General features: G+C 65.0%; 22 protein-coding genes. 13 read left to right on the top strand and 9 right to left on the bottom strand.

Annotation, left to right across the window (positions count from 1 at the left end):
• Positions 1–160: 160 nt before the first annotated feature.
• Positions 161–1732 (bottom strand): phospholipase D family protein, encoded by a 1572-nt coding sequence (locus tag AC1VWL_RS09740; protein WP_482986537.1) that lies wholly within the window; start codon positions 1730–1732, stop codon positions 161–163.
• A gap of 123 nt (positions 1733–1855) precedes the next feature.
• Between AC1VWL_RS09740 and sstT the strand changes: the two genes are divergently transcribed.
• From sstT to AC1VWL_RS09725, 3 genes are read left to right on the top strand one after another with little or no spacing between them, the layout of a single operon-like run.
• A complete protein-coding gene (gene sstT, locus AC1VWL_RS09735; protein ID WP_482986536.1) occupies positions 1856–3061 on the top strand; it encodes a serine/threonine transporter SstT in 1206 nt (401 codons plus the stop codon).
• A complete protein-coding gene (locus tag AC1VWL_RS09730; RefSeq protein WP_482986535.1) occupies positions 3061–3807 on the top strand; it encodes an AzlC family ABC transporter permease in 747 nt (248 codons plus the stop codon). The genes sstT and AC1VWL_RS09730 overlap by 1 nt, the downstream gene beginning before the upstream one ends.
• A complete protein-coding gene (locus tag AC1VWL_RS09725; protein WP_482986534.1) occupies positions 3804–4106 on the top strand; it encodes an AzlD domain-containing protein in 303 nt (100 codons plus the stop codon). Before AC1VWL_RS09730 ends, AC1VWL_RS09725 begins: the two co-directional genes overlap by 4 nt.
• 200 nt (positions 4107–4306) lie before the next feature.
• Here the strand turns inward: AC1VWL_RS09725 and AC1VWL_RS09720 are convergent, their stop codons facing one another.
• Both AC1VWL_RS09720 and AC1VWL_RS09715 read right to left on the bottom strand, forming a co-directional pair.
• Positions 4307–5017 carry an rRNA pseudouridine synthase gene (locus AC1VWL_RS09720; protein ID WP_482986533.1) on the bottom strand — a complete coding sequence of 237 codons (711 nt, stop codon included), beginning with the start codon at positions 5015–5017 and terminating at the stop codon, positions 4307–4309.
• A 66-nt stretch (positions 5018–5083) separates the two neighbouring features.
• A complete protein-coding gene (locus tag AC1VWL_RS09715) occupies positions 5084–5581 on the bottom strand; it encodes a M48 metallopeptidase family protein (RefSeq protein ID WP_482986559.1) in 498 nt (165 codons plus the stop codon).
• Between the two features lie 69 nt (positions 5582–5650).
• Between AC1VWL_RS09715 and AC1VWL_RS09710 the strand changes: the two genes are divergently transcribed.
• Positions 5651–6205: a DUF2058 domain-containing protein gene (locus AC1VWL_RS09710; protein WP_481512592.1), complete on the top strand. Its 555-nt coding sequence runs from the start codon at positions 5651–5653 to the stop codon at positions 6203–6205.
• A gap of 161 nt (positions 6206–6366) precedes the next feature.
• The gene (locus AC1VWL_RS09705; RefSeq protein WP_282265397.1) at positions 6367–6630 is read left to right on the top strand and encodes a DksA/TraR family C4-type zinc finger protein; all 264 of its coding nucleotides are present in this window, start codon (positions 6367–6369) and stop codon (positions 6628–6630) included.
• A 249-nt stretch (positions 6631–6879) separates the two neighbouring features.
• Here the strand turns inward: AC1VWL_RS09705 and AC1VWL_RS09700 are convergent, their stop codons facing one another.
• The 4 genes from AC1VWL_RS09700 to AC1VWL_RS09685 form a co-directional block, all read right to left on the bottom strand.
• On the bottom strand, positions 6880–7398 hold the full coding sequence (locus tag AC1VWL_RS09700) for a GNAT family N-acetyltransferase (protein WP_482986532.1): 519 nt from the start codon (positions 7396–7398) through the stop codon (positions 6880–6882).
• Between the two features lie 91 nt (positions 7399–7489).
• Positions 7490–8749: a sugar transporter gene (locus AC1VWL_RS09695; RefSeq protein WP_482986531.1), complete on the bottom strand. Its 1260-nt coding sequence runs from the start codon at positions 8747–8749 to the stop codon at positions 7490–7492.
• 163 nt (positions 8750–8912) lie between these two features.
• The gene (locus AC1VWL_RS09690; RefSeq protein WP_482986530.1) at positions 8913–9494 is read right to left on the bottom strand and encodes a mechanosensitive ion channel domain-containing protein; all 582 of its coding nucleotides are present in this window, start codon (positions 9492–9494) and stop codon (positions 8913–8915) included.
• Positions 9495–9513: 19 nt separating this feature from the next.
• A complete protein-coding gene (locus AC1VWL_RS09685) occupies positions 9514–10779 on the bottom strand; it encodes an alkaline phosphatase family protein (RefSeq protein WP_482986529.1) in 1266 nt (421 codons plus the stop codon).
• A gap of 137 nt (positions 10780–10916) precedes the next feature.
• Between AC1VWL_RS09685 and AC1VWL_RS09680 the strand changes: the two genes are divergently transcribed.
• The 3 genes from AC1VWL_RS09680 to AC1VWL_RS09670 are packed head-to-tail and all read left to right on the top strand — an operon-like array spanning position 10917 to position 12942.
• Positions 10917–11489, top strand: coding sequence for an RNA polymerase sigma factor (locus tag AC1VWL_RS09680; protein ID WP_481533240.1), 573 nt, complete (start codon positions 10917–10919; stop codon positions 11487–11489).
• A complete protein-coding gene (locus tag AC1VWL_RS09675; protein WP_482986528.1) occupies positions 11489–12040 on the top strand; it encodes a hypothetical protein in 552 nt (183 codons plus the stop codon). The genes AC1VWL_RS09680 and AC1VWL_RS09675 overlap by 1 nt, the downstream gene beginning before the upstream one ends.
• A gap of 11 nt (positions 12041–12051) precedes the next feature.
• Positions 12052–12942: a DUF4097 family beta strand repeat-containing protein gene (locus AC1VWL_RS09670; protein ID WP_482986527.1), complete on the top strand. Its 891-nt coding sequence runs from the start codon at positions 12052–12054 to the stop codon at positions 12940–12942.
• Positions 12943–13140: 198 nt separating this feature from the next.
• Here AC1VWL_RS09670 and AC1VWL_RS09665 read toward each other — a convergent pair whose 3' ends face one another.
• On the bottom strand, positions 13141–14517 hold the full coding sequence (locus AC1VWL_RS09665; RefSeq protein WP_482986526.1) for an Hsp70 family protein: 1377 nt from the start codon (positions 14515–14517) through the stop codon (positions 13141–13143).
• A 338-nt stretch (positions 14518–14855) separates the two neighbouring features.
• On the opposite strand from AC1VWL_RS09665, the gene AC1VWL_RS09660 reads away from it, so the two are divergent.
• The gene (locus AC1VWL_RS09660; protein WP_481533244.1) at positions 14856–15188 is read left to right on the top strand and encodes a zinc ribbon domain-containing protein YjdM; all 333 of its coding nucleotides are present in this window, start codon (positions 14856–14858) and stop codon (positions 15186–15188) included.
• 34 nt (positions 15189–15222) lie between these two features.
• Here the strand turns inward: AC1VWL_RS09660 and AC1VWL_RS09655 are convergent, their stop codons facing one another.
• On the bottom strand, positions 15223–16320 hold the full coding sequence (locus AC1VWL_RS09655) for a tetratricopeptide repeat protein (RefSeq protein WP_482986525.1): 1098 nt from the start codon (positions 16318–16320) through the stop codon (positions 15223–15225).
• A 276-nt stretch (positions 16321–16596) separates the two neighbouring features.
• Here AC1VWL_RS09655 and thpR point away from each other — a divergent pair, with 276 nt between their 5' ends.
• The 4 genes from thpR to AC1VWL_RS09635 all read left to right on the top strand — a co-directional run bounded on the left by thpR (position 16597) and on the right by AC1VWL_RS09635 (position 19551).
• Positions 16597–17184, top strand: coding sequence for an RNA 2',3'-cyclic phosphodiesterase (gene thpR / locus AC1VWL_RS09650; protein WP_282265419.1), 588 nt, complete (start codon positions 16597–16599; stop codon positions 17182–17184).
• A 96-nt stretch (positions 17185–17280) separates the two neighbouring features.
• On the top strand, positions 17281–17880 hold the full coding sequence (locus tag AC1VWL_RS09645; RefSeq protein WP_481533246.1) for an HD domain-containing protein: 600 nt from the start codon (positions 17281–17283) through the stop codon (positions 17878–17880).
• A gap of 62 nt (positions 17881–17942) precedes the next feature.
• Entirely contained in the window at positions 17943–18140 is a 198-nt protein-coding gene (locus AC1VWL_RS09640; RefSeq protein WP_482986524.1) for an oxidoreductase-like domain-containing protein, read from the top strand.
• An 82-nt stretch (positions 18141–18222) separates the two neighbouring features.
• Entirely contained in the window at positions 18223–19551 is a 1329-nt protein-coding gene (locus AC1VWL_RS09635; protein WP_482986558.1) for a virulence factor family protein, read from the top strand.
• Positions 19552–19696 lie beyond the last annotated feature (145 nt).

Genomic DNA, 19696 nt, shown 5'->3' with positions numbered 1-19696 from the left:
GCATACAACCGCGGGTCCAGTAACGTAACCCGGGTAAGCGCAGCCCACCCCGGTGGCGAGGACTTGGTGATCTGTCAGGCTTTCCGCCATCGGCCTTGGTGCCCAGCGCTTGCTCGGGCTACGGTTGGGCGGATATCGCGTAGTGTGTCGATGGCGTGGTTCAGAGCTGCGACTCCAACGGCAGCCAGCTGATCATGCGCGTGCTGGTGCGCTGCATGAGGCTGGTGTCCGGTTCGGTACGCAGGCTGATTGGAGGGGTATTGTTGCGGTCCAGCCAGCGCAGTTCGTGGTCCTTGTTGAGATAGACCCAGTAGCTGAGCTCTGCACTGGATAGGCGCAGGTATTCCTGCTGCAACCGCGCGGCCAGCACCGGGTCATCGAACAGCGCGCCCATTTCGGTATTGAGGTAGGCCGAGCGCGGGTCGAGGTTGAACGAACCGACGAAGCCGCGGCGATCATCAATGACGAAGGCCTTGGTATGCAGGCTTGCACCGCTGCTGCCGAAGGTGGATGCCTTCTCGATGTGGTCACGGGCCTTGAGTTCGTACAGCTGCACGCCGCCAGCCAGCAACGGGCGCCGGTAATGCATGTAGCCGCTGTGCACGGCGGCTACGTCGTTGGCCGCCAGCGAGTTGGTGATGATGCCGACCTGCACGCCGTTCTCGGCCTGCTGGATCAAGCCCTTGGTGCCGACCGCACCGGGCACGAAGTAAGGCGAGATCAACAAGGACTTGTGTTTCGCGCTGCCCAGTACCTCTACCAGCCGGGTGACCAGCCATTGGCTGCTGTCGCCACCACTGGGCTTGCGAGGGGGATCGGAGTGGATGCTCACGCCGTCGGTCCAATGCAGGTCCAACTGCTTGCTGAGATAGGCATCGGTGAAATGCGCTCGCACGCGCTGCAGATAGGGTCCGGCTTCCTGTTGGCGGGCGTCCAGCTCGGCCTGGCTGATGAAGTTGGCCATCTGCTGGTCGGTGCTGTAGTGCAGGGCTGCAATCGGCACCACGGCGTCGCTGTTCCAGAAGTCATCGAATACCGTGCTGGCTTCGCTGGCGACCGGGCCGGCGAGCAGCAGGTCGAGGTCGCGGAAATTCACGTCCGGGCGTGCATCGAAGTATTCCGCGCCGATATTGCGGCCGCCGACGATGGCGACGCGGCCATCGGCGATCCATGCCTTGTTGTGCATGCGGTGGTTGATGCTGAAAACCCGCTGCACCATTTCGAGCAGGCGCCACAGGCCATCGCGGTTGCGGAATGGGTTGTACAGGCGGATCTCGATGTTGGGGTGATTGTCCAGCGCCAGCATCTGCGGGTCCAGGCCGGCGGCATTCATGTCATCCAGCAGCAGGCGCACGCGCACGCCGCGTTCGGCGGCCTGGTAGACGTCATGGGCGAGCAGGTGGCCGAGCATGTCGTCGTGCCACATGTAGTACTGCAGGTCCAGGCTGCGTCCGGCCTGGCGGGTGATGATGGCGCGTGCGGCGTAGGCTTCGAGCCCGTCGGAGAGGTAAACCGCGCCGCTTTTGCCCGGATGTTCGGCCAGCAGCGGTCGCAGTTGGCGGTCGATCAAGGTCTGCTGTGCCTGCAGCGGCAGGGCGTGTGAAGGCGCACCGACTGCCTTCGGGGTGAGGTGGTCGCCGAGCAGCAGGCCGCTGCCCATCAACAGCAGCACAAAGGCCAGCAGATAGGCCAGGAACCGCAGCAGGCGTCTGGGGCGATGCTTGTTTTCCATGGGCGCATCCTAGCGGTGTTCGTGATCAGGCGTCAGTTTGTCCTGATTCCATGACGTTCCGGGGGTGCGGGGAGCGCCCCCGTTGGGCGAGAATCGGGGTTTGCGTTTGCCGCGAGCCCTGTGATGACCGAACGTTCTTCCTCCTTCCGAGCGCCCAGTCTGGTGCTGCAGATTGTCATTGGCCTGATCGCCGGCATCGTGCTGGCGATGGCCTGGCCTGCCGCTGCCACCGCTGTCGGCCTGCTCGGTACGGTATTCATTTCCGCGCTGAAGGCGGTTGCACCGATCCTGGTGCTGGTGCTGGTCACGGCCTCCATCGCCAATCATCAGCAGGGGCAGAAGACCCATATCCGGATGATCCTGGTGCTGTACATGATTGGCACCCTGGCCGCGGCCATGGTTGGCGTGGCGGCCAGCTTCCTGTTCCCCAGCACGTTGACCTTGAAGACGGTTGAAAGCGCCATGAGCGCGCCGGGCGGCATAGGCGAGGTGCTCAATACCCTGCTGATGCAGATCGTCGACAACCCGGTGCACGCACTGCTCAACGCGAACTACATCGGTTTGCTGGCCTGGGCGGTGGGTCTGGGCCTGGCCCTGCGCCACGCCAGCCAGACCACGCGCAACCTGGTCAGTGATTTCTCCGATGCCATCACCTGGGTGGTGCGGTTGGTGATCAAGCTGGCGCCGCTGGGCGTGTTCGGTATCGTTGCCTCGTTGTTGGCCGAGTCCGGTCTGGGCGCATTGAAGGACTACCTGCATCTGCTGGCGGTGCTGATCGGCGCGATGCTGTTCATGGCCTTCGTCGGCAATCCGCTGATCGTGGCCGTGGTGACCCGCCGTAACCCTTATCCCTTGGTGCTGCGCTGCCTGCGCGAGAGCGGTATCACTGCGTTCTTCACCCGTTCCTCGGCGGCCAATATTCCGGTCAACATGGAGTTGTGCCGCAAGCTCGGCCTGCATGAGGACACTTATTCGGTAGCGGTGCCACTGGGCGCGACCATCAACATGGCCGGTGCGGCGATCACCATCTCCGTGTTGACCCTGGCGGCGGTGAATACCCTGGGCTACGCGGTCGATGTGCCGACCGCGCTGCTGCTCAGCGTGGTTGCCGCTATTGGTGCCTGCGGCGCCTCCGGCGTGCCGGGTGGCTCGCTGTTGCTGATTCCACTGGCCTGTGGCCTGTTCGGCATCTCCAATGAAGTTGCCATGCAGGTGGTCGGCGTCGGTTTCGTTGTCGGCGTGGTGCAGGATTCGGCTGAAACCGCCTTGAATTCGTCCACCGACGTGGTGTTTGTCGCGGCGGCCGAACAGGCACGCGGGCGCGCCTGATGGCAATGGCCGGGCGCGTCACGCCAGCGGTACGCATCGGCGTTTCGATAGCGATTGCGACCGGTCTGTATGGCATCTCGTTTGGTGCGTTGGCGGTGGCGTCGGGTTTCAGCGTGGCGCAGACCGCCGCGCTGAGCCTGTTGATGTTCACCGGTGGCTCGCAGTTCGCCTTCATCGGCGTGATTGGTGCTGGCGGCGCAGGCGCGGCGGCGTTCGGTGCCGCCACCTTGCTGGGTATCCGCAACGCGGTATATGGCGCGCAGATCAACCGCATGTTGCGCCCGCGGGGCTGGCTGAGGCCGCTGGCGGCGCAGGTCACCATTGATGAATCAGCGGCTACCGCCGCAAGCCAGACGGAGCCGCAGGAACAGCGTCGCGGCTTCTGGGTAGCGGGGCTGGGCGTTTACCTGTGCTGGAACCTGTTCACCCTGCTTGGCGCATTGCTTGGCAATGCGTTGGGTGACCCGCGCCAGTGGGGCTTGGATGGTGCGGCTGTGGCGGCCTTCCTGGGATTGCTGTGGCCGCGACTACGTTCACGCGAGCCGGTGGCGATTGCCGTGGTCTGTGCCTTGGTGACGGTGCTGGCGCTGCCGTGGGTGCCGCCGGGGGTGCCGATTCTCCTGGCTGCGGCAGTGGCCGCGGTTTGGGGCTGGTTTGGGCATGGCCCGGCGGATGAGGGGTTGGAGCCCGATGTCGCGCCCAAGGTCGACGTCGCAACCAAGGTCGAGCAGGAGTCGGCGCCATGACGCTGTGGGCGTGGATCGTCTTGGGCTGCGCTGCCGCGTGGGCGATCAAGTTCGCTGGCTACCTGGTGCCACTGCGCTGGCTGGAATCACCGCGCATGAACCGCGTTGCAGGCTGCCTGACGATAGGCCTGCTGGCCTCGTTGACCGCGATGAACACCGTGTCGGCCGGGCAGGGGCTGGCCTTCGATGCGCGCATTGGCGCGTTGCTGGCCGCGGCGGTCGCCCTGATGCTGCGGCTGCCGTTTCTGCTGGTGGTGATTGTGGGTGCGACGGCCGCGGCACTGATCCGACTGCTGTGAACCAGCTGGCGGCTGTGGGCGCGGCGGCGCCCCCCCACCCCCGGCGTGGGGCCCGCGCCGGTGGCCCTCCAAAGCCCAAAAGGTTGTGGCGGTGTTTTTTGTGGGCGGTTTTTTTCCCACGCTGGGGGGTTTTCCCCGCCCCCCACAAAACTGCAGGTGCAGGACGCTGCCGCTGCTGCAAAGCCCAGGCTGGCCTTGGCCTAGAACTTCTGCTCGGCTGCCAGGTAGCGCCACTGGCCTTCGGGCATCTTGCTCAGGCCGATGCGGCCGATGCGCAGGCGACGGATCTGTTCGGCCTTGAGGCCAACCTGGATGCACATGAACTGCAATTGGCCCGGGCGCACGTCCTTGATCGCGAAACGCAGGCGCTGCTCGCTTTGCCAGCTGATCTTGGCCTGCGGCAGGCTGCGGCCTTCGTAGACCAGGCCATGGGTGAGCCTGGGCATCGCCCACGGGGTCGGTTCGCCACTGACCTCGACCACGAACTCCTGTTCCAGGCTGGCGCCGGATTCCTGCAGGTGGCGGCGCACGCGCCAATCCTGGGTCAGCACGACCAGGCCGCTGGCGGCATCATCCAGCGGCATCAGGTAGTCCAGGCGCTGGAAATGACGGCGCAGCGAACGGATGCCGGAGGCGTCGTCGGCAAAGCGGTTGTCGTCTGCCAGCAGCGCGAACAATTGTTCTGCGGTACAGCCGGCCGGCTTGTTGATCAGGAAGGTGGCGGCTTCAGCGGCTTCGGTGCTGCCTTCGGCGGCCAGGGTGATGATTTCCTCGCTGACCATGGTCTGCGGGGTTTCCACGACCACGCCATTGACGCTGATCCAGCCGCCTTCGATGTACTGCTGGGCCTGCGAGCGCGAGCACTGCAGCTGCGCGGCAACGCGCTTGTCGAGACGGATCGGGGTGTTCATGGCGGCTATGGGTTCTACGAAGGGCGGGGAGTGTAGCGCTGTGGCGAGGCCGGGGCGATGATCGGCTCAGTCGGGTTCATGTTCCAAGGCGGTCAGGTACAGGCGCAGGTCGAACTCCAGCTGGTGGTAATCCGGCTCCATGTGCAGGCACAGCTGGTAGAAGGCCTTGTTGTGGTCGGCTTCTTTGATATGCGCCAGCTCATGCACCACGATCATCCGCAGGAACTCGGCCGGGGCCTCGCGGAACACGCTGGCAATGCGGATCTCGCGGCTGGCCTTGAGCTTGCCGCCATGGTTGCGGGAAATGGCGGTGTGCGTGCCCAGCGCGTGTTTCACCACCTGCAGCTTGCCGTCATACAGCACCTTGCCCAGCGGCACCGATTGGCGCAGGTGGCGCTCCTTGATGGCCTGCACGTAGTCGTAGAGCTGGCGGTCGTTGCGCACCGGATTGGGCTCGGCGTAGCGCTTGCGGACGGCCTCGCCCAGCTTGCCCGCGTCCAGCAGCTCGCGGGCGCGCTGCTGCAGGTGTTCGGGATAGCCATTCAGGTATTTCAGCGGAAGCATGGGCATTTGGGCGGGACCGGGCAGGCCGCTATGATGGCAGCCTCGGCAACAGAACCATGAACAACGACGATGGCAAAGGGTAATCCACTGCAGGAACAGCTGCTCAAGGCTGGCCTGGTGAAGAAATCGCAGGTCTCGCAGGTGGCGCGTGAGCAGGTCAAGGCGCGTCACGGCAAAGGTCCGGTCAACGCGACCGAAAGCCAGCGCGAGGCCGATCGCGCCCGTGCCGAAAAGGCCGAGAAAGACCGCCAACTGGCCGCCGAGCACAACGCCCAGCGGCGCGCCGACGAACTGCGCGCGCAGGCCCGGCAGATCATCGCCGACCGCAAGCTGCCCCGCGCCGGCGAGCTGGAATACCGTTTCAACGACGGCGCAGTGATTCGCACGATGCTGGTCACCGAGGCGCTGCGTACCCAGCTGGCCAATGGCGCGTTGGTGATCGCCCGGCACGGTGACAGCTTCGAGTTGCTGCCGCGCATGGCGGCGGAGAAAGTACGCGAGCGTGACGCCAGCCTGATCGTGCTCGACCACGGCCAGAGTGCGGACACGCCGATTTCCACCGGCAACGCCGAGGATGACGCCTACTACGCCCAGTTCCAGGTGCCAGACGACCTGATGTGGTGAGAGGTTGGTTCGCGCGGCTTGGCGCGGGCCGGCGCCCGCAGTGAGCGGGTAGCAATATGCTGGCGGATCCTGTTCAGGCAGCTGTACGTCTGGCCGCCAGCCCTTGAATTGTGTCCACGGAGGCGGCAGTTTGCCTGTGTTGCTGTACGTGGAGGCAGGACATGGCTACCGGTTGGGCGGGTGATACCGCCGTTCAGGATCAGATTGATGCCACCGTCGAGGACGCGATCAAGCGTGCGCGCAGCCGCATGCCCAGCGGACCGGGGCTGGAACATTGCGAAGAATGTGATGCGCCGATTCCAGAAGCACGGCGCAAGGCCGTGCCCGGCGTGAGGTTGTGCATTGCCTGCCAGCAGGCGCAGGACGAGGACGAGGCGTTTGCCGGCTATAACCGGCGCGGCAGCAAGGACAGTCAGCTGCGCTAGGAACGATGGCTGTGTTTGTGCCTGTTGTGGTCGTCGCTGCGGTTTGCGGCTTTGGCTGTCGTTTCAGCCCTGCTCCTGCTCGTCATCCTCGCGAAGGCGGGGATCGCTCTGCATTTGCTTGCGCTTTGGAGTTACGCGGCAATTCCGGTCCGAATCAATGCCGAAGGCCAAGGCTGGAGCCAGAGCCGGGGCGCTCCCCGCCTTCGCGAGGATGACGGCAAAAAAAGCAAAAGCCCAAAGCCCAAAGCCTCAGCGTTTTCCCGGTCCGGGCAGCACGGCGTTCAAGTACTGCTTCTGCACAACGCGCGGCACCAATCGCGGTCGCTCCATCAACACAAAGCGCACACCCTTGACCGTCTGCGGCGCAGCCTTGCTGACAAAGCCAAAGCGCTCATACACCGGCACTGCGATCTCGGACGAGTTGACCGTGTACTCGCGGCGGCCGTGTATGCGCAGTGCATGCTCCCAGAGCCGTCGCGCGATGCCACGCTGGCGGCTGCTGCGGCTCACGAACAGGTGATGGATGTGGCTGCCGCCGCGCATCGCGATCATGCCGACAAGTGCACCTGCATCTTCAATCACGTAGTGCGCGAACTCCTTGTCGACCAGCCGATCAGCGAAGCTGGCAGGAGTCAGCGAGGCCAGGAAAGCATGTGCGCTGGCACCGCTGCCGGCGTCCAGCAGGTGTCGCGCCAACGGGGTGACCAGCGCGCTCAGCGCCTCTGCATCGGCGAGGTTGGCGTCACGCAAAGTGATGTCCTGATCCACGTACTTCCCCCGTAGCGCGCCCCCGGAAGCAGCGGCGTGGACGGAAGCATACCTGCAGCCGCCACGCTGTAAACCTTTGTGCTGCGGCAGCTCAGTGCGTTGCGCCGCCCAGACGGAAGCTGCTGCTCCAGCGGAGCATCGCGAACAGGCACCACAGCCAGCCAGCCGTGGCGATCAGGCCGCCGACAAGCCCAATGTGTTGCATGCCCAGCTGCAGGCTGACCTGGCTGCCGATCAACGCGCCGGCGCCAATGCCGATGTTGAAGATGCCGGAGAACAAGGCCATCGCCACATCGGTGGCGTCGGAGGCCAGGTTCAACACCTTGGACTGCATCGACAGCGCAAAGCTGATCATCGCAACGCCCCACACCGAAACCAGCGCATACAGCAGCCAGCTGCTGTGCAGGCCGGTGCGCAGCAGCAACAGGCTGGCAGCCAGGGTGCCGATCGCGCCCAGCAGGAAACCCCGCGGCCAGCGCAGGCCATAGCGCGAGAACAGCACGCTGCCGATGAAGCCCATGCCGCCGAACAGCAGCAGCACCAACGTGGTCACGTGTGCATTGAAGCCGCCGATCTTCTGCACGAACGGTTCGATGTAGCTGTAACCGGTGAACTGGGCGGAGACCACCACCATCACCAGCAGGTACAAGGCCATCAGGGCAGGCCGACGCAATAGCAGCGGGATGCTGCTGGCCGAGCCGCTGTTCTGGCTGGGCAGGGCCGGCAGCAGCCGTGCCAGCACCAGCATCACCAGCAATGCGACGCCACCGATGGCCATGAAGGTGATGCGCCAGCCCAGCAATTCACCGACGATGCGACCCAGCGGAATGCCCAGCACCATCGCCACCGACGTGCCGGTGGCGAGCAGGCCGAGGGCCTGCGGACGCTTGTCCTGTGGCGCCACGCGCACCGCCAGCGAGGCAGTGATCGACCAGAACACCGCATGCGCCAGCGCAATGCCAACGCGGCTGACCATCAGCACCGGGTAGCTCCAGGCCACGCCGGACAGCACATGGCTGGCGATGAACAATGCGAACACGCCCAGCAGCAGCTTGCGGCGGTCCATGCTGCGGGTCAGCAGCATGCATGGCAGCGAGGTCAGTGCGACTACCCAGGCGTAGATGGTCAGCATCAGCCCGACATGCTCGATCGGCTTGCCGAAGCTGGCGCCGATGTCGCTGAGCAGGCCTACCGGGACGAATTCGCTGGTGTTGAAGACGAACGCTGCCAAGGCCAGGGCGATGACGCTGAGCCAGCGTTGGCGGTCGGAGCGCTGGTCGTGGCGTTTGGCAACGGCAAAAGCGTCGCCTGCCTGCGGGGCAGGGCATGAGGTATCGGGAGAGGCGGACATTGCGTGCGGGCTTGCGACCGGGCCGGTCGCTCAATGACGGCGATTTTCGCACGGCTGACATGGACGCGAGCGGAACGCTGTGGGCCGGAGCCAAGGCAATCCCCGCCTTGGCGGGGATCACGGAGCCAATGCTCGGGTGTTGTTTGCTGCTGTTCGGGCTTCCTCAGCCGTCTCCCTGCTGGCTGACCGTGCTGGAATCGCCACCACGCCAACGGCGCAGGCCGCGCTGGAAGAACAGGCTGTTGGGAATCTGCATCAAGGTGCCATCGACCGGGCCACCGACCTCATGCAAGGTGGTGTAGATCAGGTTGATATCGGTGACCACGCCCTTCAGGCCGGGCTTTTCGCCGTTCTCCAGCAGCTCGATCTGGTCACCCAGGCGGAACGGCCGGGTGGTGAAGATCAGGAAGGTGCAGAAGATGTTGGACAGCACGCTCCAGGCGGCGAAGAACGCCACCGCGCCGACCGCGGCAAAGCCGGTGAAGGCCGTCCACAGCACGCTGGCCTGTACGTGCAGGGCCTGCAGGATGGCGACCAGGGCCACCGTGCCGATGACGAAATTGGACAGCCGCCGGATCGCCATCTCGATCTGCGCCGGCAGCGTGTAATGGCGCCCAAGCCGGGCCAGCAGGCGCCGGGTCAGCAGGCGCAGCAGCCAGGCCACGACCAGGATCAGCAGGATGCTCAGGCCGGTGTTGATGGGTTCAATCCATTGCTGCATCGAGGCGGGGAGGTAGTGCTTCATGCGGATTCCTTGCGGTGCGTCAGTGCTTCAGCGCGGCGTCGGTATGGCGGGGATTGCCGTCATTGCGGGCCGGGGTGATGTTCAACAGGCGGGCCAGCAATGGATAGACGTCGACATTGTCGATGGGGGCGATGGTCACGCCTGGGGCGAAGGCTGGCCCATAACCGATGAATGGGGAATACATGTCCGGCAGGGCATTGTCGTAGCCATGCTCACCCAGCAGCTCGTGGCCTTTGCGCTTTTCGGCCTGGCGGGTGGTGACCTGCCAGCCAAGCTCGGCGGTGCAGATGTAGGCGGGCACGCGGCGGTGGTGGCCATATTCGAAGCGCGCCGGGATCTGCTCACGGGTCATGCACTGGATATGCGGGTGGCTGCCGGCCAGCAGTTGTTGGGCGGCCATCTCGCCGCCGGGCAGGGCGTTGAACGAGGCGTAGGCGCCGGTCCAGCCAAAATCCAGCTTGCTCACATCGACGATGTCATCCAGGAAGATCTGCTTGGCTGGGCTGGTAGCGGTCATGCCGTGGTCGGAAGTGACCACGATGTTGACCTGTTGCTGCAGGCCCTGCGCACGGACACCCGCCAACAGCTCGCCAATCGCGCTGTCCACTTCGCCCAGGGCACTGTTCAGTTCGGCGGAATCCGGGCCGTAGCGATGGCCTTGCGTGTCGACCTTGTCGAAGTACAGGGTGATGAAGTGGGGGCGTTGCGCGGCAGGCAGTGCCAGCCATTCCAGCACCTGCTGCACGCGCTGCTGCGAGCTCACCTTGATGTCGAACGGCCGCCAGAACTCGGGACGTGCGCCATGCACCGGCGCTTCCGAGCCGACCCAGAACATCGCCGCGGCGCGTCCACCCTGTTCGCGCACGCTGGTCCACAGCGGCTTGCCGTCGTCCCACCAGCGCTCGTCGCGGACCGTGGCCGGGTCGAACATGCTGAAGCGCACGTCGGGAATGGCCGGGTCGGTCATGAAGTTGGCGATCACCCCGTGGTGGTCCGGGCGCAGGCCGGTGATCAGTGTGTAGTGGTTGGGGAAGGTGATCGAGGGATACGACGGACGCATGTATTCGGCGCGTGCGCCAGCGGCCACCATCGTGCTCAGCGTCGGGGTCAGGCCACGCTCCAGATAGTCATTGCGGAAACCATCGATGGAAATCAGGATCACCGGGGCCAGTGCCTGCTCCGGCATGTGGGCCGCGGCTGGCGGGGTATCGATGGGGGCGGGAGCGCTGGTGCAACCGGCCAGGGCGAGGGCGGCGCAAAGCAGGACAGCGGGGATACGCAACATGGGATCGCAACGGTTTGACGAGCGCCGATTGTCGGCCAGCGCGGCCATTGCTGCCAGTCGCTGCGCTGCTGTGGGCCGCTTCGGCAAAGAATCGCGTCGGCTTTAAACCTTTTTGCTGCCTGCCGCATCCAATGGATATGCTCAACGCCACCGTGACCGCCACCGCCCCCTCATCGCCCGTCGACGACGACGCCGTGCTGGCCCGTGCCGCCGCGGATGGCGACACCCGCGCCTATGAACGGATCTACCGGCGCCACTCGCCGCGGCTGTACGCACTGTTGTGGCGCTTGTGCGGCGGCAACGCGGCGCGTGCCGAGGATGTGCTGCAGGAGACCTTCATCCAGGCCTGGCGCAAGCTGCCGCAGTTCCGCTTCGAGAGCGCCTTGACCACGTGGTTGCATCGCCTGGCCGTGAACACGGCGCTGATGGAGCTGCGCGCGACAACGTTTGAATCGCTGGATATAGGCGAATCGGGGATGGATCTATTGGCCGAAATGGCCGACACCCCCCGCTGCCACGCCACTGGCATGGACCTGGAGCGTGCGTTGCTGACCTTGCCGCCACGCGCCCGCGCGGTGCTGGTACTGCATGACATTGAAGGCTGGAAACACCAGGAAATCGCCGTGGAACTGCAGATGGCTGTCGGCAGTTCCAAGGCCCAGTTGCATCGTGCACGCAGTTTGTTGCGCACGCGGCTTGGAGACGCATGATGAATCACTACGAAAACGATCACGATGATGCATTGGCGCAGCGCTTGCGTGGACTGCCAGGCGAGCGGGTGCCGCCTGCCGCGGTGTGGCAGCGCATCGCAGCGGAACTGGAGCAGGGCCCGCGTACCGAGCCGGCAGTTGCCGCTCCCGCCATATCAGTGAACGCCGTGCCGGCGCGGCGCAGAGCATATCGTCACTGGCCACGTTATGCCGCTGCTGCGGTGGTCGTTGCGCTGGTTGGCGTGGCCAGCATGCTGTTGTTGCCGCAGCAGCCCGCGGCATCCGTCGCCGTCGAGGAATCGTCATTGCAGCATCAGGCCAACACCATCACCTACCAGTACCGGCAGGCGATGGCGACGATTCCGCAGGACGAGGTTGCCGCCGAGCTGCAGCCGGCGCTGCGTGAACTGGATGAAAGCGCGGGCAGCATCCGCAGCGCCATCGCGCAGAGCCCCGACGCCGATTTTCTACTTGGCCAGTTGCAGCGCACCTACGCGCTGCGGCTTGAACTCACCCGCAAGGGCGTCAACCCGACCGGACTTTCGACTTGAAGGAGCACCTGATGAAAGCTTGCATGCGCCATCTGATCGCCACCGCACTGCTGTTGGCCCCGTTGACCAGCGCATTCGCGCAGACTGCGGTCAATCGCAATCTGCCCTTGTCCAGCGGCGGCCGCGTGGAACTGAGCAATGTGGCCGGCTCGGTTACCGTCCGAGGCTGGGACCGCAACGAAGTACAGCTGACCGGATCGCTCGGCGAGGGCCAGCGGCTTGATGTGGAAAGCAGCGCCAATCGTGTGGCGTTGAAGGTGGTCTACCCGCAGAACAGTCGCAGCAGTCGTGGTGCGGTGCTGGAACTGCGGGTGCCGCGCGCTGCGCAGTTGCAGACCAGTACCGTCAGTGCGGGCGTGGATGTGGCTGATGTTGACCTGCGTCGCCTGCAGAGCAGCACCGTCAGCGGCAGCATCACCGCCAATGGGCGCGCTGGTGAGGCGGAATTGACCACGGTCAGTGGCGCGATCCGCTCGCAGTTGCAGACCTCGCGGCTGGAGACCCGGACGGTCAGCGGTGGCATCAATGCGGCCGGTGGCAGCGGCGGTGAGGTCTCGGCCAACAGCGTGTCGGGCGGCATCACCCTGGACCTGGCCAAGGTACAGCGGCTCAGCGCCGAGTCGGTATCCGGCAGCCTTGGCGTGCGCAGTGCGGGCCTGCAACCGGGCGGCCGGGTCAATCTGGAGACGGTGAGTGGCTCGGTTTCACTGAGCCTGCCGGCCAGCACGTCGGCGCAGCTGAAGGTCAGCACCTTCAGCGGCAGCATCCGCTCCGACGTCGGCCAGGTGGAGAGCCCGCGTTACGGTCCTGGCAAGAGCCTGGATGCGCGGATCGGCGGCGGCGATGGCGATATCTCCATCCAGTCGCATTCCGGAGGCGTGCGGGTGAGTCTGGATCGTTGACTCACTCCCTCCCTGTGTCATGGGCAAGGGGAGGGCTGGGCAGGTAAGGCTTCTACTCCCTCCCTTTTGCGTAACAAAGGGGAGTGCTGGGGAGGGGCAATGCTTCTGCTCCCTCCCTTTTGCGTAGCAAATGGGAGGGCTGGGGAGGGGTAATGCTTTTGGGCTTCTGGATCCCCAGCCTCGCGGCTTACGCCGCTACTACAAACCTGCAGCAGCGCCATCCGTTGTTGCTGCCAACGCCAAGCCCTGCACCACGCCGAACGATGGGTCGCCGTGCACCAGCTTCGCAGTCGGGAAGGCGGCGGCTGCGGCCCGTTGGATGTAGCCGGCGCGCGACATGCCGCCGGTCAGGAACACCGCCGCCGGGTCGTGGCCGATATCGCTACGTACCTGCTGCAACAGCGCTTCCAGCTCGCCAAGATAGCCGCCGGCAGCCATGGTCAGATGTGGTGCATCGATGTCCACCGACAGTCCTGCCTCGATGAAGTCCAGCATGCTGTGGTGGCTGGGCTGGCTGCTCAAGGCGATCTTGCAGTGTTCCACCGCGCGGTACAGGCGCGCGGTATTGCCGGTGTCCTGCAGTGCCTGCAGGCGCGGGCCATAGGGAAGTTCCACCGCGTCGTAGTTGTGCTGGCGGAAATCACGCTGGCGGGTCATGTCCTGCACCATTGCGGCCTCCACATAGTGGTGTGCGGGCACGCGGGTGATGCCGCGGCCGAACAGCGGCATGTAGCCGGCCAGGCTCAGCGCAAGGTCGATATCGGTACCGCCACGGGCAATACCCCAGGCACGGTGGATCTGTGGCGCGGCGTTGCCACCAACGCTGGCATGGGCGATATCGGTGGTGCCGCCGCCAACGTCGACGATCACCGCTTCGTGGCGGTCTGTGCTGACTGCGTGGTAATGCATGGCCGCAGCAGCGGGTTCTTCGAGGAAATCCACGTCGTCGAAGCCTGCGGCCATTGCAGCGCTGCGCAGGATATCCAGCGCCTGGTCATTGCCGGCGGCGCCGATCGAACTGCGGAACTGCACCGGCCGACCAAGCAGGGCACTGCGCACGTTGCGCTGCAGCTGGCGAGAAGCGGTCAAGCGGATGTGCTCAAGAATGTGCGTGGCAATGCCGGTGATGGTCTGCTTGGCACGCGGATGCAGGTTGTAGCCCAGCATCGATTTCGGGCTCTGCACCAGGTTGCCTTCGTTCTCCTCGAAATAGGCTTCCAGCGCCTCGTCGCCATAGACCGCGTTCTGCAGCAGGGTGGTGGAGCTGCGCGGTTCGCGGATGCGTTCTTCCATCCACTGCCGGCGCACCACGCGGATGGCGTCGCTGCGCAGCTGCTCATGGCTGCGCGTGTTGCCGACCGCGCGGGCGTCACGGCGGCCGGATTCGATCAGGTCATCGACCTGCGCTTCCAGTGCCGGGGTCAGTTCAAAGTCGTTGGGGTCGCGCATCACCTCGGGGAAGTACACCGTGGTGCGGAACTGCTGGGCCTCACCAAAGCTGACCGGGACCACCTTGCCGTCGATATGGGCGGCGGCGGCCGAGTTGCTGGTGCCAAAATCGATGCCGAGTTTCATGATGGCTGCGCGTCTTGCTGCTGAATCGGCCGCGCACTTTACTACGCCGCCGCGCGGCTGGCTTCACATGCAGGTCGTGAATGGCTGCTGGTGGGCGCGAGGCCTGCGCTACCACGAACCGCGTCACGATTTTCCGGCATGTACGCGCCACCTGAATGAAGATGCTCGCCGCGCTGCCCGGATGGTCGACCCGGCCCAACGGGTGGCGAATCGTGGCTTGTCGCGAGTGGAGATGGGCGTGCGCGCGGTGCGTTTCCTGCTGCGTGCCCGGTGCTGCTGGGAGCGGCTGTGGGCTGAACGGCTACAATGGATGGTTAATCAATGTACGGGAGTCCCCCATGTCTGTTACTTCCTGCCCGCAGTGTTCGCTGGAAAACGTCTATGCCGACGGCGCGCTGTGGATCTGCGCCGATTGCGGCCATGAATGGACCGCCGGTGAAGCGGCCGAATCCACGTTGGTGGTGCGCGACAGCAACGGCAATGTGCTGGTGGCTGGCGACACCGTCACCGTGATCAAGGACCTGAAGGTCAAGGGATCGTCCATCCCGCTCAAGCAGGGCACGGTGATCCGCAATATCCGTCTGGTCGAGGACGATGCCGAGCACATCGAGGGCAACTCGGAAAAGATCAAGGGTCTGGTGTTGAAGACCTGCTTCCTGCGCAAGGCCTGAGCCGGCTCGCGTCGCAGCCGCCCGCGGTGTGCGTTCAGCGCGCCGCGTGGCGCGCTTCCAGCCTGCGGATTCCGTCCAGCTTGCTCTGGTAGACCGCCCGCATCGGGTCGCCGCCGAGGTCGCGGGCGCGTTTCATCTCCTTCATCGCCAGCCGGTTGTTGCCGCCCAGGAAGTAGGCGCGGGCCAGGCCGAAGTGGAATTGATGGGCATTGCCATATAGCCGTACTGCTTCACGGTAGTAGTGCGCGGCCAAGGCGTAGTCGCCGTCGCGCTCGGCGCTGGTGCCCTGCATGAACTGGTAGAACGGATCACGCTTGCGTACCTGTTCCAGGCGCGACTGCATCTGGGCCACGCGGCGGCTGTCGCCCATGCGCTGGTAGAGCTTGGTGGCATTGTGCAGGGCCGGGGCGTGGAAACGGTTGATCGACAGCGCTGTATCCAGGTCTTTGGCGGCAGCGTCGAGGTCGTCCTCGCGCGACTCAAGTACACCAAGGTTGCTCCACGCCGCTACAAAACGCGGATCCATCCGCAATGCCGCGTCGAAATAGGCCCGTGCAGTGACGTAATCGTGCGCAGCCAGCTGCTCGGCACCACGGTTGTTGTAGAAATGGGCAAGCGCGCGGCTGTCGCTGATCGGCTGCGGACCGTGGCGGTCGTACAGCACGTTGCTGTCCAGATCCAGGGTGGCCTGGCGACCATCAACGCGCATTCCGACATTGACGTGGCCGGCGTTGAAGATCAGCCCCTGGTCTTCATACCAGGACACCACCTGGCCAACCTCCTGCATGCGTGCTTCAAGGCCGATCTCGCGGGCCAAGGCGACAAACAGCAGGGTGAAGGACAGGCAATTGGCACGCCGTTGCTGCCAGGTCTCAGCCACGGTGAGGGTGGCCTCGGTGTCGTAAGCCAGGCCCAGTCCCTCTGGCCGGAATACCAGCTCAACCAGTCGGTGCAGGCGCTGTTCCGGGGAGTTAGTGGTCTTGATGACCCGCTCCTGCAGCTGCGCGCGTATTTCCGGGGGGATGGCCATCACCTGCTCCGGACTTGGCACAGCCGGAGGGGGCGCCGGGGGCGGCGCGGCCAAGGCCAGGCTGCTGGCGGCGTACAGGACCAATGCATTCCAACCGATCATGGCGATCACCCGGAGTTTGCTGCGGCCTGCCCAGTGTAGGCCTGTTGCGGGGGGATGGAAGCAGGCAGGGGACAAATCCACAGCGGGTGTGGACCAGCCCTGTGCAAACATGTGGATAACCATTGGCAGCCCTTGTGCGGCGTGGCTCGCCGGGCGCTGGTGAAATTTTCGCCATGGCCGGGCCGCGGCCGGCAGGGTCTGCTAGTATCCGCGGCCCCAGACAGTAGTGGCCGCCGCAATGGAGCGGGTACGGCAGCCGGCTTTCGATACCAGACCATGACGAAGCAGCTTTCCTCCACCGAGGCCCAGATGACCCTGGGCCTGGGCAGCGACATTCCAACCGAACGCCTGTTCTTCGCGGTGATGCCTGATGCGCTCACGGCGGAGCGGGTTGCCGAGTTGGCCGGTGGCCTGCGCGAGGAACATGGCCTGCTCGGGCATCCGTTGGCGCCGGAGCGCTTGCACGTCACCCTGCATCATCTGGGTGACTACGCCGGTCTGCCACCGAGCCTGCTGCCCAAGGTGCGGCAGGCGGCAGCGCGGGTGCGCATGCCCGAGTTCGAGGTCTGCTTTGATCAGGTGGGCAGCTTTGCCGGCAGCGTGAAGAACCCCTTCGTGCTGCGCAGCGAGTACGGTGCCGAGTTGTTGAACGGCCTGCACGAGGAGCTGGCGCGTTGCCTGCAGGGCGTAGGGGGCAAGCTGGACCCCCGTTTCACCCCGCATATGACCCTGCTGTACGACCGCCGTCGTCTGCCGATCCAGCCGGTACAGCCGCTGCGCTGGTTCGTGCGCGAATTCGTGCTGGTGCGCAGTTTCCTCGGCCAGGGCCGTTACCAGATCGAAGGCCGCTGGCAACTGGGCTGAGCGAGGCGTGGCATGAGTTGCGCAAACGCCTTTCGGCGGACTCCTGCATTGGATTGCCGCCACGCGTGTTCCGCCACTTCGTGACAAGATGCAGGCATGAACGACCTGCTGCAGACCCTGCCGCCGCCGCTGCTGGCCGAGCTGAAAACCGCTTACGCACAGCCGCCGCGGGCGTATCACAACTTCGCCCATGTGCAGGCGCTGTTGCAGCACTACCGCGATGTCGCCGCTGGCCCCGGCTGGCAGCAGCCATTGGAAGTGCTGCTGGCGGTGCTCTACCACGACGCGATCTACGAGGCGGGGCGTGGTGACAACGAAGCGCGCTCGGCCCAGCTTGCCGCGTCCGGTATTGAACGTTGGCTGCCGGATGCCGAAGTGGATGTGGCACGGGTGATGGCGCTGATCGAACTGACGGCGCGTCATGGCAGCCTCAGCGGAGACGGGCTGGATGCGGATGCCGCGCTGTTCCTGGACAGTGACATGGCGATCCTGGGGGCGCCGGATGCGGTGTTTGATGCCTATGACCTTGGCATTGCCGAGGAGTACCGGGGCAAGGTGCCGGGCTTCCTGTTCCGGCTCAACCGGCGACGTTTCCTGAAAAAGGTGCTGGCGCAGCCGCGTATCTTCTTCAGCGATTTCTTCCATGAACGCTACGATGCGGCGGCGCGGGCCAATCTGCGCCGAGTCACGGCCTGAGTCGGCGCTTTGGCTAAAATGCGGGTTGTCCTGCTGCTGATAGGGCCGAACCGGCCCCTGTAATGAACGAATTACCTGCCCAAGTTCCTGCAACGCCAGACCCCGATCCGCGCCCGCAACCGCCGGAAGCACCGGGTCCGAACGAGTGCTGTGGCAGCGGCTGCCCGCTCTGCGTGCTGGATCTGTATACCGACGAGCTGCTGCTTTACCGGCAGAGGTTGGCCGAATGGATTGCACGCCACCCCGAAGCGCAGCCCTGAGTCGGCGCTTTCGACATCTTTCCGCCTGTCATGGGCGTAGGCTTTGCGGCACCGTTATCGAGACCTGTACATGGCACGTGTGATGTGGGGGATGGGGGTGTTGGTGCTGGGCCTGCTGGCGATGCCTGCCATTGCAGCGGAGCAGGTCAGCCATGGCCGATTCGAACAGGTGCCGGTGCTGCTGCCCAGTGGGCCGGCGCAACGCGTGGTGCTGTGGTTCGGTGATGGCGGGGCCTCTACTGAGCATCTGGCGCGGCTGCAGGCCTTGCGCGATGACGGGGCGATGGTGGTCGACATCGACACCCGCCATCTCTATCAGGTGCTCGCCAAGGAAGGGGGCAAGTGCGGCTTCTCGGCAGGCGATGTGGAGAATTTTTCGCGCTACGTGCAGGCGTATTACCACGTGCCCACCTATCGCTTGCCGATCCTTGGCGGTGATGGTGCCGGCGCGGCATTGGCGTATGCGGTGGCCACCCAGGCCGAACCGGATGTATTCGCTGGTTTGCTGACCGAAGGCTTTTGCCCGCAGCTGCGCAACGCGACGATGACCTGCGGCGATGCCATCAATGGCCGCGCACTGTTGCCGCAGCCGTTGCGCTTTCCTTGGCTGAACGCAGCTGCAGGCAAGGGCCAGGCCTGTCCCGAAGCGGCTGTAGCGGCTTTCGGCGCTGGCGTGCCCTTGGCGCGCGAGTTCGCGCGAACCCGCGCTGGCAGTGCCATACCCGGCGAAGTCGCCGCGGCCCGGGTACTGGGTGCGCAGCACGGCGTCAGCCTGCCTGCGGTGCCGCAGGATCTGGACGGCCTGCCGCTGGTGGAAGTGCCAGCCAGCGGGCAGGGCGACACCTTCGCGGTGTTCGTCTCCGGTGATGGTGGCTGGGCCGGTTTGGACAAGGAGGTGGCGGGTGCGTTGGCACAGGCAGGTATTCCGGTGGTCGGCGTGGACTCGCTGCGGTACTTCTGGAGCGAACGTACCCCGGCGGGGTTTGCGGCGGACCTGGACCGCATCGCCCGCTATTACGCCAATCACTGGCAGCGACCGAAGCTGCTGTTGATCGGTTTCTCGCAGGGCGCGGATGTGCTGCCTGCGGCCATCAACAAGCTGCCGCCAGCCACCGCGCAGATGCTGCGCATGAGCGCGCTGATGTCGATGGGCGAGCGTGCCGACTATGAATTCCATGTCAGCAACTGGATCTCCAGCGGCGGCGATGACGGCCTGCCGATCGCGCCTGAAGTACGCCGCATGGCCGCCGATCGCACGCTGTGCATCTATGGCGCCGACGACGATGATGCACTGTGCCCGAAGTTGCCTGCGGGAAGCGCGCAGTTGATCAAGCTGCCTGGCGATCATCATTTTGAAGGCGATTACGAAGGCCTGGCCAAGGCGATCTTGCAGCACGTGCAGCGGCCTTGATGCGGGCTGTTGTGGGGGCGGGGGGGGAGGCCCCCACGCGGGTTGGGAAACAAAGCACCCGAACGCGGGGGGAGCCGGCCCCCCCACCCCACACCAAAAAAAAAAAAAGTGGGACAGGGAAAAAAAACGGGGGGACCAACCCCCC

This window comes from Stenotrophomonas sp. STEN063 (genome assembly GCF_056854515.1).
The sequence above is the reverse complement of the archived record's forward strand: the minus strand, read 5'-3'. Positions and strand labels throughout refer to the sequence as shown.